The 13,336-nt window shown below is 43.2% G+C and carries 13 protein-coding genes, 1 tRNA gene and 6 pseudogenes; 15 read left to right on the top strand and 5 right to left on the bottom strand.

The window, feature by feature from the left end:
• Positions 1–212 precede the first annotated feature (212 nt).
• Positions 213–2,378, bottom strand: a complete 2,166-nt coding sequence (gene yccS / locus IQ209_RS11015; RefSeq protein ID WP_193851341.1) for a YccS family putative transporter — start codon at positions 2,376–2,378, stop codon at positions 213–215.
• Between the two features lie 66 nt (positions 2,379–2,444).
• Here yccS and helD point away from each other — a divergent pair.
• Positions 2,445–2,933: pseudogene (gene helD, locus IQ209_RS11010) on the top strand (DNA helicase IV); the annotation flags it as partial.
• Here the strand turns inward: helD and IQ209_RS11005 are convergent.
• Positions 2,931–3,359 carry a methylglyoxal synthase gene (locus IQ209_RS11005; RefSeq protein ID WP_193851340.1) on the bottom strand — a complete coding sequence of 143 codons (429 nt, stop codon included), beginning with the start codon at positions 3,357–3,359 and terminating at the stop codon, positions 2,931–2,933. The pseudogene helD and the gene IQ209_RS11005 overlap by 3 nt on opposite strands.
• 90 nt (positions 3,360–3,449) lie before the next feature.
• On the opposite strand from IQ209_RS11005, the gene IQ209_RS11000 reads away from it, so the two are divergent.
• On the top strand, positions 3,450–3,863 hold the full coding sequence (locus IQ209_RS11000) for a CoA-binding protein (protein WP_193851339.1): 414 nt from the start codon (positions 3,450–3,452) through the stop codon (positions 3,861–3,863).
• Between the two features lie 69 nt (positions 3,864–3,932).
• Here the strand turns inward: IQ209_RS11000 and hspQ are convergent, their stop codons facing one another.
• Positions 3,933–4,253 (bottom strand): heat shock protein HspQ, encoded by a 321-nt coding sequence (hspQ, locus tag IQ209_RS10995; RefSeq protein WP_187651412.1) that lies wholly within the window; start codon positions 4,251–4,253, stop codon positions 3,933–3,935.
• 233 nt (positions 4,254–4,486) lie between these two features.
• Between hspQ and yccX the strand changes: the two genes are divergently transcribed.
• Positions 4,487–4,765: an acylphosphatase gene (gene yccX, locus IQ209_RS10990; RefSeq protein WP_193851338.1), complete on the top strand. Its 279-nt coding sequence runs from the start codon at positions 4,487–4,489 to the stop codon at positions 4,763–4,765.
• A 15-nt stretch (positions 4,766–4,780) separates the two neighbouring features.
• Here the strand turns inward: yccX and tusE are convergent, their stop codons facing one another.
• Positions 4,781–5,110 (bottom strand): sulfurtransferase TusE, encoded by a 330-nt coding sequence (gene tusE, locus IQ209_RS10985; protein WP_193851337.1) that lies wholly within the window; start codon positions 5,108–5,110, stop codon positions 4,781–4,783.
• 181 nt (positions 5,111–5,291) lie between these two features.
• Here tusE and IQ209_RS10980 point away from each other — a divergent pair.
• Positions 5,292–5,379: transfer RNA gene (locus tag IQ209_RS10980), tRNA-Ser, on the top strand.
• A gap of 194 nt (positions 5,380–5,573) precedes the next feature.
• Positions 5,574–6,425 (top strand): annotated as a pseudogene (locus IQ209_RS10975) (tyrosine-type recombinase/integrase); the annotation flags it as partial.
• Here the strand turns inward: IQ209_RS10975 and IQ209_RS10970 are convergent.
• Positions 6,423–6,833 carry a helix-turn-helix domain-containing protein gene (locus IQ209_RS10970; RefSeq protein WP_228005836.1) on the bottom strand — a complete coding sequence of 137 codons (411 nt, stop codon included), beginning with the start codon at positions 6,831–6,833 and terminating at the stop codon, positions 6,423–6,425. The pseudogene IQ209_RS10975 and the gene IQ209_RS10970 overlap by 3 nt on opposite strands.
• A gap of 426 nt (positions 6,834–7,259) precedes the next feature.
• Between IQ209_RS10970 and IQ209_RS10965 the strand changes: the two genes are divergently transcribed.
• The 10 genes and pseudogenes from IQ209_RS10965 to IQ209_RS10920 form a co-directional block, all read left to right on the top strand.
• Positions 7,260–8,225 carry a hypothetical protein gene (locus IQ209_RS10965; RefSeq protein ID WP_193851336.1) on the top strand — a complete coding sequence of 322 codons (966 nt, stop codon included), beginning with the start codon at positions 7,260–7,262 and terminating at the stop codon, positions 8,223–8,225.
• Positions 8,222–8,617 carry a DUF1240 domain-containing protein gene (locus IQ209_RS10960; RefSeq protein WP_193851335.1) on the top strand — a complete coding sequence of 132 codons (396 nt, stop codon included), beginning with the start codon at positions 8,222–8,224 and terminating at the stop codon, positions 8,615–8,617. The genes IQ209_RS10965 and IQ209_RS10960 overlap by 4 nt, the downstream gene beginning before the upstream one ends.
• Positions 8,618–8,783: 166 nt before the next feature.
• A pseudogene (locus IQ209_RS10955) lies at positions 8,784–9,940 on the top strand (phage major capsid protein).
• A 43-nt stretch (positions 9,941–9,983) separates the two neighbouring features.
• Positions 9,984–10,526, top strand: coding sequence for an HK97 family phage prohead protease (locus tag IQ209_RS10950; RefSeq protein ID WP_193851334.1), 543 nt, complete (start codon positions 9,984–9,986; stop codon positions 10,524–10,526).
• 2 nt (positions 10,527–10,528) lie between these two features.
• Positions 10,529–11,458 (top strand): annotated as a pseudogene (locus tag IQ209_RS10945) (phage portal protein); the annotation flags it as partial.
• A gap of 7 nt (positions 11,459–11,465) precedes the next feature.
• Positions 11,466–11,969 (top strand): annotated as a pseudogene (locus IQ209_RS10940) (major capsid protein); the annotation flags it as partial.
• A gap of 76 nt (positions 11,970–12,045) precedes the next feature.
• Positions 12,046–12,300 carry a hypothetical protein gene (locus IQ209_RS10935; RefSeq protein ID WP_228005835.1) on the top strand — a complete coding sequence of 85 codons (255 nt, stop codon included), beginning with the start codon at positions 12,046–12,048 and terminating at the stop codon, positions 12,298–12,300.
• Complete coding sequence (locus IQ209_RS10930; protein WP_228005834.1) at positions 12,278–12,649, top strand: hypothetical protein; 372 nt, start codon at positions 12,278–12,280, stop codon at positions 12,647–12,649. Before IQ209_RS10935 ends, IQ209_RS10930 begins: the two co-directional genes overlap by 23 nt.
• Positions 12,650–12,651: 2 nt before the next feature.
• Positions 12,652–12,999: a hypothetical protein gene (locus tag IQ209_RS10925; protein WP_193851333.1), complete on the top strand. Its 348-nt coding sequence runs from the start codon at positions 12,652–12,654 to the stop codon at positions 12,997–12,999.
• A gap of 1 nt (position 13,000) precedes the next feature.
• Positions 13,001–13,177, top strand: a pseudogene (locus IQ209_RS10920) (HK97 gp10 family phage protein); the annotation flags it as partial.
• Between the last annotated feature and the right edge of the window lie 159 nt (positions 13,178–13,336).

The following is a 13,336-nucleotide window of genomic DNA, read 5'->3' as shown; positions in this document are numbered from 1 at the left end:
GTATTTATTTATATTATTTATTTGATGGTGGTTTTTTAATGGTGTTTATTAAATTATTGGGGAGGTAATCATTCCATTTCTAAATAGCGTTTCAAAATGACAGGGGTATTCCTTACCCCGTGCGCCGCGCGGGGTAAGGAACTCCAACATCTGATACTCTCAGTATTATGAAAACCCATTTAGGGGCAGTATTGCCCCCTGGGGATGATTTATTAGTGTGACTCTTGCTCACTAATTTGTTTTTTTAAATAAACAATTTCTGGTAATAGTTCGATGAGTAATCCTATTTGTTGTAGTATAAGCTGGACTTTACTGTTACTTTCAAAAGGTATCAGATTAATTTTTTCTAATAAATGATTCACCGTGGGTTGCAATGTAGCATCATTCATTTGGCCTTGTTTTAATGTGGATTCAACATAACAGATTGCATTATTAAGAGTTTCTAAGATTGGCGGATCGTTAAGTTTATCTCGATGGGCACCTAAAGCAGAAATATAACTTAACATGGTGTGATTGAGGCATAGTAGACGAAAAGCGGCTTCTTGGGAGATGCGATAATTTCTGGGTTCCGATGCCATATTTGAGATCACTGATGCCAGTTCAGCATCACAATTGTGAGCTTCACGACGGGCAACCCGATAATTCAGACTATTACTTTTGCCTTGGTGGTATTGAGTTAAAATTGCACTAAGATAGCGGCAATTAGCTCCCATTGTGCGGGTAATTACCTGAGGTAATTGGCGGAACTGCCAATCTGGCCAGATGAAACTCACGGCAAGTAAAGCAATACCACAACCTATTAATGTATCAATGATTCTTGGCAGTGCTACTTCAAACCCTTCGCCTAATAAATTGAAACTCAGTAATACCAGCAGAGTGATAAAGAGCGTTGCATGTGCATATTGGCTATTACGAAAGGCAAAGAACAGCATACCAGAAATAACAATCAACACTAATTGGCCTTCAATGGAAGGGACAAAATAGAGAATGGGCAGGCCAATTAAAATTCCTGCCAGTGTACCCATCACACGCAAGGCCAGACGGCGACGGGTGGCGCTATAGTTCGGTTGGCAGACAAATAAACTGGTTAACAAGATCCAATATCCGCGCTGTAAATCAAATAGCTGAATAATGGCATAACCAGTACACAGCAAAATGGACATACGAATAGCATGGCGAAATAGGGCAGATTGTGGTGTCAGGTGACTTCTGATCCTAAACCCTATATCACGCCAGCCAGTCAAATCGTCTTCAGATAACTGCGTTTCTTCTTGTTTATCTTTTAGAGAGGTGCCCTGAGAAAGAAGATATTGATCTGAACCCAACCCGGCTAATTGGGCGTCAATGGCACGTAAATTTTTCAACAAATTATCAAATGCCATAATCTTAGTGTCAGTGCCTTGTTGATTTCTTAAACGCTTAATCGAACTTTCAAGGTAGCTGAATGCACTTTCAAACCGCGGGTTATGTTGATATTGCTTACGCAGGATAATAGATTGTGCAACCTGTTCACATGCCCGCGCTTGCATGGAAAGCAACCTCTGGACGCGGAACATAACATCACTGTGGCGAAACACTTTTCTTAGTTTTTGATACTGAACATGGGATGAGCTGGCGCGTTCATGGATATCCTGGGCGACAAAATAATAATGCAATGTATGGCGAGTACCCCGTTGTCCCCTGTCTCCCTTCAAACGACTTAGCAAAGAACTTTTAGCCTGATTGAACGTTGTGACTAACGCACTGTTCGCCATGGCAACATCAAACACAGATTGTTTATATTCATCAGTCTCAGAATCGGGATCAAACAGGCTGGTTTTAGCATAGAGATACGCTGAAAGTTGCTGGTAACAGCGTGCTAAATTTTCTTGCAAGGGGCGAATAGGAAATAATAAATGGCCTGTTAATGTCAGCAAGTTATACCAGATAGCGCCAGTAAGCAGTAACAAAGGCTGCTGATACCAGACAGGGAAGATTGACGAACCGAGCATAGTATAAATGGCAATCAGTAAAGCACCAAAAGCGATGGTGGCGTAACGTTGTCCCAGTGCACCAAGCAGGATAAAGCCGCAAGTGGATATTGCCAAACCAAGCATAAAAAGCCACGGATAGGGAAACAGCAGCGTGATAGAAGTCGAAGCAATAAAGAAAGAAATTAAGGTAATGATGAGATTACGTAATCGCCCAACCAAGCGGTCATCCAAGTCGGTTAATGCTGCTGCAACGACACCCAACAGCAGTGGAATTGTTATTTTGAGTTCTTCCCCTAATAACCAGGGGATGAGAGTGGCTCCTGTTAGTGCAATAAATATACGGATATAATAGAGGGTGTGACTGTTATACAGAGAATGGCGGGAGCTGGATAAAACCGTTAGCACAAAATACTCCTAACAACATTGATTTGATGAAGTAGTTCAACAATTTTCAGATACGGTGCCACGACAATGGAACTAAGATCAACGCAAATTGGCCAACGCCTCGCTCAGCACCCTTATAATCGGGTATGTCTACTTAATGCTGGCATTGAAGTTAGCGGTGACAAGCACCAGTACCTTATTCCATTTAATCAATTAATTAGTATTCAGTGTAAGCGAGGGATTGTTTGGGGGGAATTGGAATTTGAACTACCAGAAGGAAAAGTAGTTTGCCTGCATGGTACTGAATGGCAGCAAACACAACGTTTTTACCATTATCTATTAAAAGAATGGCAAAAATGGAGCCTCGACATGAGCGATGTCAGTGCTAATGTTTTGGCAGTTAAAGTAAATGAAGTAGCTAAAATCAAACAACAAAGTCGTTGGTTGAAAACTGCTGATTTAGTTTCCGTACAGCAACAAATCCAAGAAATATTTCAGGCTTTACCTTTGCCATTACAACGAGTCGCGCAATTTGAAAATTGTCAGGACAATTATAAGATTTGTCTGGATTGGTTAATCTGGCACGCAAATATCAACATCTTGAGAGAAAAGTACTGAGTTGATGAGAAAATCGGCAGTTGAACAGTTGGTTGCAACAGGAATATTCCAAACCGTTGCCACGCGTAGCAGAGCTTTAACATCAGGATCATGAGGAACCGCGTTCAAAGGATCCCAAAAGAAGATTAAAACATCGATTTTGCCTTCCGAAATCAGCGCACCGATTTGTTGGTCACCTCCCATTGGCCCACTTAACATACTCGTTACAGGCAACCCGGTTTCCTGCTGAATTAAATGCCCCGTCGTTCCTGTGGCATATAAAGTATGTTTTTCTAACAAAGCATGGTGGTTATTAACCCAGGCCAGCAAAGAATTTTTACAATGATCGTGTGCGACAAGCGCAATTTTTTTCGATTCAGGTAAGGTGCGAACAGTTGATTCCATAGAGATACCTTTATATAAATAAATTATTTATCATAAACACTGTAGCAGATAAACCAAATGAAAATGCTGTGGAGGAGATGGGAGGATAAAATGAGTGATCAGCATATAGCGAATATACTGGGAAAGGTAAAAACCATCGCGTTAGTCGGAGCGAGTGAGAAAACAGATCGTCCAAGTTATAAGGTCATGGAATACTTACTGAATCAGGGATATCAAGTTATTCCTGTCAGCCCTAAATTGGCGGGACGGACTTTATTGACCCAACCTGTTGTTGGGCAATTATCTGATATTAAACAATCGGTCGATATGGTTGATGTATTTCGCAACGCAGATGCTGTTTATGGTGTTGCGGAGGAAGCAATCGCCATTGGCGCTAAAGTCCTTTGGTTACAAAAAGGCGTTATCAATGAAGAAGCAAAATTATTGGCAGAAAATGAAGGGTTAGATGTTGTGATGGATCGTTGTCCAAAAATTGAAATCCCGCGGTTGGGGATGGAAAAGTGAATAAGGCCGCGATTGGCTCATTATTCACCACCTTAGTGTTATGATTTGGATAATGGTAATAAAAAGCATTTAATTTCGTAGTCGTGGAGCTTGTAATTGACTGCGGATAGATTCGGCTAACTCATCCAGAGAAGATTGTTCTGGATGTTCATCTGATGTTTCGTAAGTCAATTGGGCTTCTGCCAAATAAGTATGGATAGGCTGACCATCATCATCTTCCATCACAACGTGATACCACGGCGCTGAACGTAAGGTAGCATTAGATGCAATGTCATTTTCCTGCGGCTGTTCTAAAGAATATTCAGCATCAATATCTACAATAACACCCAAGTAACCCAGCAATCTATGTCGTACTTGCTGGCCGATACCAAATTTGCTGGCAATCATCATCATAGCCACCTCCAAAGAAATCTTGCAATGACTCTTATATAAGGGCGGTAAGGTAAATTTCAAGCTCACACCCAGTAACGGTAACCGGAATTTTGCCTGATTTTTGAAATTAAGATGGCATTGTGATCGCCATCGCATAATTTCAGATTAGCTGTTGCGTATATAAAATACAATAACAAAAGTGGGTTTAACGCTTCAAAGTTCTTACCATTTTGTCTGGGAGGAATATAACGATGACTAAATTCAGCATGACTATTTATGTTTACGGCAGGGTACAGGGAGTTGGATTCCGTTATCACACTTACCATTGGGCAAAGAAAAATAAGCTGGCGGGATATGTTCGTAATATGAATGATGGAAGTGTGAAGATTGTTGCTTGTGGCAATGATGCACAAATCAAAAAGTTAACACATTGGCTAGAGCGGGGTGGGCCTCCGGGCGCCAAAATAGAACATTTTCAATCTCAGTTTTGTGAAGTAGAAGAGATGAATGATTTTAGCATCCGCCATTAGTGACGGATGAATAAATTAAATACATTTGACTGGCTTGGGAAGGCCTGCAATTTTTGTTGCTTGTTTTGCAGGCCCTTTGGGAAACAGGCGATAGAGGTAACGGCTATTCCCTTTCTCTTCACCATATTTTTGGGCGATCGCTTTGACTAGCATACGAATAGCGGGTGAAGTATTAAATTCTTCATAGAACTCACGCACAAAATGGATAACTTCCCAATGTTGTTCGGTTAGAGCGATTGCTTCCTGCTCGGCAATGATAGGAGCCATGGCTTCTTGCCAATCACGGTAGTTTTTTAGATAACCTTGTGCATCAGTTTCGATTTCACGATCTTCAAATACCAACATAACTTTTTACCATCCAATAACGATGGCTGCAATTTAGCAAAAATCACCACTATCCCCAAGAAAGATTACCCAACATGCCGAATAAATAGACCAACAGACAGTGTTATGAATAAATTAACGGCAGTTGAACAGATAAATACTTTACATTGGGAACTGTGATGTTTATAGTGCACGACATCACGGAGGGGTGGCCGAGCGGCTGAAGGCAGCGGTCTTGAAAACCGCCGATGGGAAACCATCCGAGAGTTCGAATCTCTCCTCCTCCGCCATCTACACTTCTAGCAGCATCTCTTAAAGTCTACTTTTCCCAGTAAAATCAACGAAAACTCCCAAATAAAGCGCTATTAACGTCTATTGGCATCTATTGCAATGTACCCCAGTCAGGGGGTATATATAGGGGTAACTTTCTGTACCCCCCTAAAAAAATACCCCCGTTACTGTGAGGGGCAAGGATGCTGGAAATATGAAACTAACAGCCCGACAAGTCGAAACAGTAAAACCCCAAGATAAAGATTTTAAGCTATCGGATGGCGGCGGTTTATACCTGCTGGTAAAGACAACCGGTTCTAAATACTGGCGACTGAAATACCGCATTGCAGGAAAAGAAAAGTTACTCGCTATTGGGACTTTTCCGCTTATCACTCTGGCAGAGGCCAGAAGAAAGCGTGATGAAGCCAAGAAACTGATAGCCGAAGGTATTGATCCCAACCAAGATAAAAAACAGAAGAAACTTGCAGCTCAGGGAGAAATCAGTAACACCTTTGAAAGCATTGCGCGTGAATGGTTCGAGGGAAGAAAAGACAGGTGGTCTGTTGGTTATCGTGAAGATATGATGGACGCATTCGAAAAAGACGTTTTTCCTTATATTGGCCATCGTCCGATTGCTGAAATAAAACCCCTCGAATTATTAGACCTCCTTGCTATTATGGAAAAGAGAGGCGTCACCGATAAATTAAAAAAAGTCCGCCAACGCTGTGGTGAAGTTTGGACATATGCAATTATTACGGGCAGAGCCGAATATAACCCAGCTCCCGATTTAGCGAGTGCTTTTATCCCTCATCAACGTGAACACTACGCCCACCTTTCAGTAGATGAATTACCTGAATTTCTGCGCTCTATTGATAAATATATGGGAAGTCAGATAGTCAGAACGGCTTTGCGTATGCTGATATTAACGGGCGTTCGTCCGGGAGAACTTCGCAAAGCCGAATGGTCAGAGATTAATTTAGATAAGGCTGTTTGGACAATTCCAGCTGAAAAAATGAAAATGCGCCATACTCATATAGTGCCATTATCAGAGCAAGTTATCGATTTAGGTTAGCCCCTGTTTTTTCAGGGTATTCGCCAGCGTCTCAAGCGTACAGGGCAGCGGGCCATGCTTGTCCTCGACTTTCTGTGCGATCCGGGCTAACGTCAGAGATTCTGCACTGGCGGCTTCGACCGCTGTGGTAATCATGTCAGGGGTCATGGCGGGATATCGGCCTCCGACATGCCCACCTAATAATCCCGCTATCCCTGAATCGTGCCAGAAGTGAACCCAGTCATAGATAACTCTGAGACTGCATCCTATCTCAGCGGCTATCTGACGGGGTTTGATGCCTCTGGCAAGCATGAGCAAACCCGTTCCTCGCGTACGGATGTCCCGGTGTCTGTGATTCAGGGCAAGTTGTTGTAAGGTAATACGTTCAGCTTCAGACAGTGTGATATTCGATTTCAATTTCATAAGAACAGGCGGTAAGTCATCGGATGACCGATGATAACACCAATGCAGATCATTTATCCGATCAACTTAATTGCGATAAACTCAGATATAGCAAGGCTTTCAGGGGATTGTGCAGAGGGTGCATAACTGAGAGGGCGAAAAAGATTTATAGGGGGTATCTCTGGCAGGTAAATAAAAGCCGGATGAGTCTGGGATAATAAATTTAGCGCATAATTTTTTTATTATGGTATGACTGAAATTAAAATTAAGTAATTGTCTGATTTTGCTTAAGAATAGAGATTCATCACAAATTTAAAGGTGGATCTTTTCCATGCTGGAATGGGTAAGCATTGTTGTTATATCCTGCTTAATTGATGCTACATCGGAAATCTTGACACAAGTCAATCAATTATTAATTTGATATTGGGTGCTACGGAGAATTGAGGAATGACACATAAAAAATATAATCCCACTTGGGATGGTTATATGGGCGATTTTTTAAGGGGTAATGTAGGGATTAATCAGCTAAAACCCCAGCATGAATTTTTTGATGCCATTGGGTTAGAAAAAGTATTGAGTGATAATACCCAATATCACTTTGTTCTCACATTAGCGCAAGCCGAAAGCATTATTGAGGATATCAGTCCCTCCCATCCACAAACCCCAAGTCATGGAGAAGCATTTGCAAGAGGTACGGAAGCAGAAAATCTAAGTTACGGAGACGAATTTGCAAGAGGCACGGAAGTAGATAACAAGAAAAAAAATCCTATGGCGTATGTATTTTCTGTCACAGATCCTATTTCCACCTATGCGGGAAATATTTATGATTCACATGGGTTTTCTGATGTTTGCCGGGAATTTAAGAGGTTAAGTATTACTGCAAAAACCTATGTGGGAGAAAATGGGAAAAAATATATTCATCTGTCAGGTCATGCTGGTCTTAGGCGTCTTGTCAGGGGAACCCGATACGGTGCTAGCCACCCTCAAATGTTAGCTATGGGGATAGGACAGCAGGGACTTAATGCTAGTATTATCAAAGGTGTTAGATTCTGTATTGTCTTTTCGATTGGCTATAGATTGATAGAAAGTATTTTCAAGGATGAATATACTTTAGCCGATTTTATCGGCAATATAACAATGGATATGGCTAAAACCGCTATTGTTGCTGCTGCATCTTGGGCTGTCGGTACATTTTTAACAGCGACAGCTATTGTAGGTGGTAGCATTATTGCTGTTGCTGGAATAGTTTTGCTTACCGGAATTGTGGTAGCTTATGGTTTGGATATTCTTGATAAACGTTATGGAGTAAGTGATAAATTAATAGCATTATTAAAAGAGGAAATGAAAAGGAAACCAAGAATACGGGAAGCAGACTTACAATATTTTTTCAATACGATGGGAAGAATCAGGTGAATAACAAATATTTAAAAGCGTTAGCTGGATTAATACTTTTATTATTTATGTCATTTATGATGTATTTAGTGAGTGAAAGTGTTTTTTCATTAATTCTCATGAAAGATGAAATAACATTTTCTAGTGGCGTTGTCATAGGTTTTATATCTTCCCCTCTATTGTTCTATTCTATAGCAGGCTCTATTTATTTCTTCCTATTTGACAGATTACCTAAATATAACAAGATAATTGTCAAATACCTGAGTAGGTTGATGATTGCATCATTTATTATTAGCTTTCCTGTTTCTTTGTGTGTTAGTTACAAGTTAAAAAGCGATGGTTATGTCACATGTGATAAAATATCGTGGATGTCACCAACAACCTACGTAAAAAATTTGTCATTGTGTAAATGAAATTTCTTGTAAATATTATATCTTCATGTTTTCTCTTGTTTAGCCTCTAAATCCCAGAGGCTTTTTTATTATTGTGTGATTAAACACCGTAGCAGCCCTTCTTTCTTATTATTTCTCATGCTGTTAAATATATTCCATTAAAAATAAATCAATATAAAAAAACATCATGAAAAAACTACTTGAATTACGTCAACAAAAATCCGATTTAACCCATCAAATGCGCTCGCTGCTTACCAAAGCCGAAGACGAAAAGCGCTCACTCAGCGCCGATGAAGCCAAACAGTTCGACGAGCTGCGCACGCAGTCTGATGCACTCAATACCGAAATTGCCCGTTATGAGGCGCTGTCGGATGAAGAACGTAATCAGGTGAAGACTCAACCAGCCAGCGACAAATTCAGCAATGACGAACTGCGCAATTATATTCTGTCCGGGGAAACTCGTTCCCTGTCTACAGGTGTGCCCTCAGATGGTGGCTATACCGTTATCCCTGAGCTGAACAAGCAAATCATGCAGCAACTGGCTGATGAATCTGTTATGCGTCGAATCTGTACCATCAAAACCACTCGTAGCAATGAATATAAACAGCTTGTTTCTGTGGGTGGCGCAGCGATTGCACACTCCGAAGAGGGCAAGGCTCGCGGTGAGACGTCTACGCCGAAAATGGAAGAAGTGAGCATCAAGCTATTTCCTATCTATGCTTATCCCAAAACCACACAGGAAATTATCGATTTTAGCGATGTGGATATCTTGGGTTGGCTGACTTCTGAGATTGCAGATACGTTCGTTGATACCGAAGAAACGGATCTCGTGAGCGGTGACGGCAGCAAGAAAGCAAAAGGTTTTCTGTCTTATCCCCGTGATACCCAAGCCGATAAGGTTCGCGCATTTAGCACGCTGCAAAAGCTGGAAGCTGCCAAACTGGAAGCCGATAGTCTGATTGATCTGAAATTCCTGCTCAAGAACAAATACCGTAAAAATGCTGTTTGGGTGATGAATTCCACAACAGCGGCGCAGGTGCAGAAGCTGAAAAACGGCAACGGCGATTATATCTGGCGCGAACGCCTGCAAGCGGGTGATCCTGACATGCTATTAGGCTTGCCTGTCCATTATCTCGAATTTATGCCAGATAACATTATTGGTCTGGGTGATTTTAAACGCGGCTACTTCATCGTTGACCATCAAACCGGAACCCGTACCCGTCCTGACAATATCACCGAACCGGGGTTTTCTATAAGGTTCACACTGATAAATATTTGGGTGGTGGGCTGGTGGATTCCAACGCAATCAAAGTGCTGGAAATCAAAGGCACGAAAGCGGATTAACGATAAGGGAAGCGATACCCCTTTATAGTTTTGGAGTCTACCGATGAAGAATGATTTTGAAATCCGCACAGCATCGCTTTCTGCCAGTAATAAGGAACTGACAGGCTATGTGATTAAATGGAACAGCCGATCACAAGTGTTATGGGATGAGTTTGTAGAGCAGTTTGCTCCGAATGCCTTTAGCGCCAGCTTAACCACAGGCGCAGATATCAGGGCACTTTATGAACATGATCACATGAACCTGTTAGGTCGCACTACATCCGGCACATTGCAACTTAGCGAAGATGCCACCGGATTATGTTTCAAACTCACACCGCCAGATACGCAATTAGGGCGTGATGTACTGACACTGGTTGAACGGGGTGATATTACCGGAATGAGCTTCGGATTCAGGACAATCAAAGATCAATGGGATACGGGACAAATACCCTATATCAGAACCGTCTTAGAAGCTGAATTGCGGGAAATCACGATCACCAGCTTACCCGCCTATCCAGATAGCGGCGTAGAAATTGCCAAACGTTCACTCAATGTCGATAAACCTTACGATTTGCGTCATTACTGGCTGCAACTGTCCGAGGTGTAATCATGTGGCCTTTTACCCGCAAAACCCCGGAAACCCGTAGCATAAGCATTGATGAACTACTTTCTCTGACAGGCATTCCCAATACTAAATCAGGGGAGCATGTTTCATCTTCGAGCGCCGAAGGTCTGCCCGCCGTGATGAATGCTGTCACGGTGATTAGTGAAGCGGTGGCAACAATGCCCTGTTATCTTTACAGGGTACGAAACAATCAAGGCACGGAGTCCCGCGAATGGTTGAGCGATCATTCGGTTGATTATTTGCTCAATGAGTGCCCGAACGACTGCCAAACTCCGTTTCAGTTCAAGCGAACCTTAATGCGTCATTGTCTGCTAAATGGCAATGCTTATGCCGTCATTGTTTGGGATAAAGACGGGCAGCCACAATCATTGCATCCTTACCCGCCGTCAGCCGTTGTACCTCAGCGATTATCGGATCACCGGTTCGCTTACACCATTACCGAACCTTATAGTGGCAAGGTAAAAATCTATCTGCAAGAAGAAGTTTTGCATTTGCGTTATGCCACGGAAGACGGCTTTTTAGGTCGTTCCCCTGTCACCATTTGCCGTGAAACGCTGGGTTTGGGGCTGGCACAACAACGTCACGGCGCAAGCATCATGAAAGACGGCATGATGGCGGCGGGAGTGATTAAGGCGGCTGACTGGCTGGATGGCCTCAAAGGTAATAAGGCACTGGAAGCGCTCGAACGTTATAAAGGCGCTCGCAATGTCGGGAAAACGCCGATTCTTGAGGGTGGCATGGAATACCAACAATTAGGCATGAGTAACCAAGATGCCGAATGGCTGGCGTCTCGCCGTTTCACCATTGAAGATATCGCCCGGATGTTCAATGTCAGCCCGATCTTCCTGCAAGAGTATTCAAACAGCACTTACAGCAATTTTAGTGAGGCATCCCGTGCTTTTCTGACGATTTCGTAGTGAAAATGCTCCGCAACTCAATGCAGTCAATGCTATCGACGATATTCGTCGCCTGTACCGGACGTATGACCAGACCGTGCTGGCGGAGTTCGAGCCTAACACTGAGTTTACACTTCTGAATGACCTGATGCCGCTGTCGCGCTCTGTTCGTCTGGAAGAGTCTGTCTATGAGTACGCTCGTACAGGTGGCAAAGGCTGGGCGCATACGTCCATGAGTGGTCAAATTGGTGCCGCATTGGATGCGCGTGCGTATTCATTCGATGGAACAATGGTGCCGATTCACGACTCTGGATTCAAATTCCAATGGCGTGATCCGATTTTTAACAAAGGTTCAGCGCTAGCATCTTTGGCGGATGCCCAACAGGGTTCGGTTGGCAGCGTTCGCCGTCAGTACATGGACTACATCTTCAACGGCTTCAAAGACAGCGAAGGCAACTATGTTCAGTTTGACGGCAAAACATGGAAAGGCTTGAAGGCTGATGAACGCGTTGGCATGGCGTACATGGGGTGCGGCTGGCCTGATGGTCAAGACCGATATCAACAACAAGCACGGCGTTCTGTTCGCTAAAGGATAAGGAAGCATTATGGCACTGGTAAAAGTGATTGCAGGCAATCTGTTTTCTGGTGCCAACCTCCAAAAACTGGAGGTTGGTGATTTTGCGGAAGTGGATCAGCTTACGGCGCAGCGATGGTCGGCAATTGGGTTGGTGGAGTTAATTGAAGACCGAGTGTTTGAGGTAGCAACACCGCCTCAAGATTCTTCTGATACTAAGCCTGATAAGCCCCCAAAAGGTAAAGGAAAGGGGGATAAACCCGATGGTGCAGATAACGCTGAATGATATCAAGCCGATGATCGGCGAATTGGGGTTTACGCTGCCTGATACGGTGCTTCAATTGCTGTTGGATCAAGTGAATGCCAAATCTGAATGCCTGTCTGCTAATTATGATGAGTCAACGCAAACGCAAAAGCTATTGCTTATTTACGCCACTGTCCGTTTGGCCTCCCTATCAGGTGCAAGAAAGATTGCCTCGCAGGGTTCACCATCTGGTGGCTCGCGTTCATTCAATTATGATTCAGCTGGTACAGATTACCTGCTTAAACAAATCAGGGCATGGGACAAACACAATTGCCTGTCTGATTTGCCACTGGAGAGTAAATCTGTCGGATTCTTTGATGTTGTGGGGTGATCATGAGCAGTGTTGCTAATTGGGCTTATACCGCCCCTTGCACTTTCTGGAAACAGTTAGGAACTGATGAGTATGGCCGACCGTTGGGTTATGAAGCGCCGAAAATCATCCAGTGTGATTATCAGGGTGGCTTGTCCAACAAAATATCAGGTATTGGCGCTGAATTGGTTGCCAAAAACACTTTTTGGACGGAGTTAGCAGATGCCTCCATCGGAGATTATATCCTCATTGGTGAATCATCCGATCCTAACCCTGTTGCGGCAGGTGCCGACGAAATCAAACATCTTGTTCGTTATGCGGATACATTCGAACGTTTGGCTGATGATTATGCGCTGGTGACAGGAGCTTGATATGGGCGTCAAAGTCACAGGTATTCGTGAAGCCAAATCCCGGCTCAATGCCTTAATCGGTGATATTCGGGGGCGGAAAGTTGTCCGTGCAATGTATAAGGCTCTGTATATCGGCAGTGCTCAGGCTGCGCTTTATACCCCGATTGATACCTCCACGCTAATTAACTCCCAATTCCGCTGCACATCATAACAGGTCGCTTAATGCGACTTTTTTATTTCTATTAGTAGAGGTTATTCACATGGCAGATTGCCCGGTAGAAACCAACAAACTCATTGGTCGTAACGCTATTATTCGCATTGCGCAGGGTTGCCCCGATGCAGCACCAGACCAATCAAC

The sequence above is a fragment of the Xenorhabdus sp. BG5 genome (assembly GCF_015163665.1).
Lineage (GTDB): Bacteria > Pseudomonadota > Gammaproteobacteria > Enterobacterales > Enterobacteriaceae > Xenorhabdus.
The sequence above is the reverse complement of the archived record's forward strand: the minus strand, read 5'-3'. Positions and strand labels throughout refer to the sequence as shown.

Coding starts and splice junctions, on each gene's coding strand:
- IQ209_RS10930 (WP_228005834.1), top strand. CDS start 12,278: ATGGTGCAGATAACGCTGAATGATATCAAGCCGATGATCGGCGAATTG.
- IQ209_RS10950 (WP_193851334.1), top strand. CDS start 9,984: ATGAAGAATGATTTTGAAATCCGCACAGCATCGCTTTCTGCCAGTAAT.
- hspQ (WP_187651412.1), bottom strand. CDS start 4,253: ATGATGATTGCCAGCAAATTTGGTATCGGCCAGCAAGTACGACATAGA.
- tusE (WP_193851337.1), bottom strand. CDS start 5,110: ATGTTGGTATTTGAAGATCGTGAAATCGAAACTGATGCACAAGGTTAT.
- IQ209_RS10925 (WP_193851333.1), top strand. CDS start 12,652: ATGAGCAGTGTTGCTAATTGGGCTTATACCGCCCCTTGCACTTTCTGG.
- IQ209_RS11000 (WP_193851339.1), top strand. CDS start 3,450: ATGAGTGATCAGCATATAGCGAATATACTGGGAAAGGTAAAAACCATC.
- IQ209_RS11005 (WP_193851340.1), bottom strand. CDS start 3,359: ATGGAATCAACTGTTCGCACCTTACCTGAATCGAAAAAAATTGCGCTT.
- IQ209_RS10965 (WP_193851336.1), top strand. CDS start 7,260: ATGACACATAAAAAATATAATCCCACTTGGGATGGTTATATGGGCGAT.
- IQ209_RS10935 (WP_228005835.1), top strand. CDS start 12,046: ATGGCACTGGTAAAAGTGATTGCAGGCAATCTGTTTTCTGGTGCCAAC.
- yccX (WP_193851338.1), top strand. CDS start 4,487: ATGACTAAATTCAGCATGACTATTTATGTTTACGGCAGGGTACAGGGA.
- IQ209_RS10970 (WP_228005836.1), bottom strand. CDS start 6,833: ATGAAATTGAAATCGAATATCACACTGTCTGAAGCTGAACGTATTACC.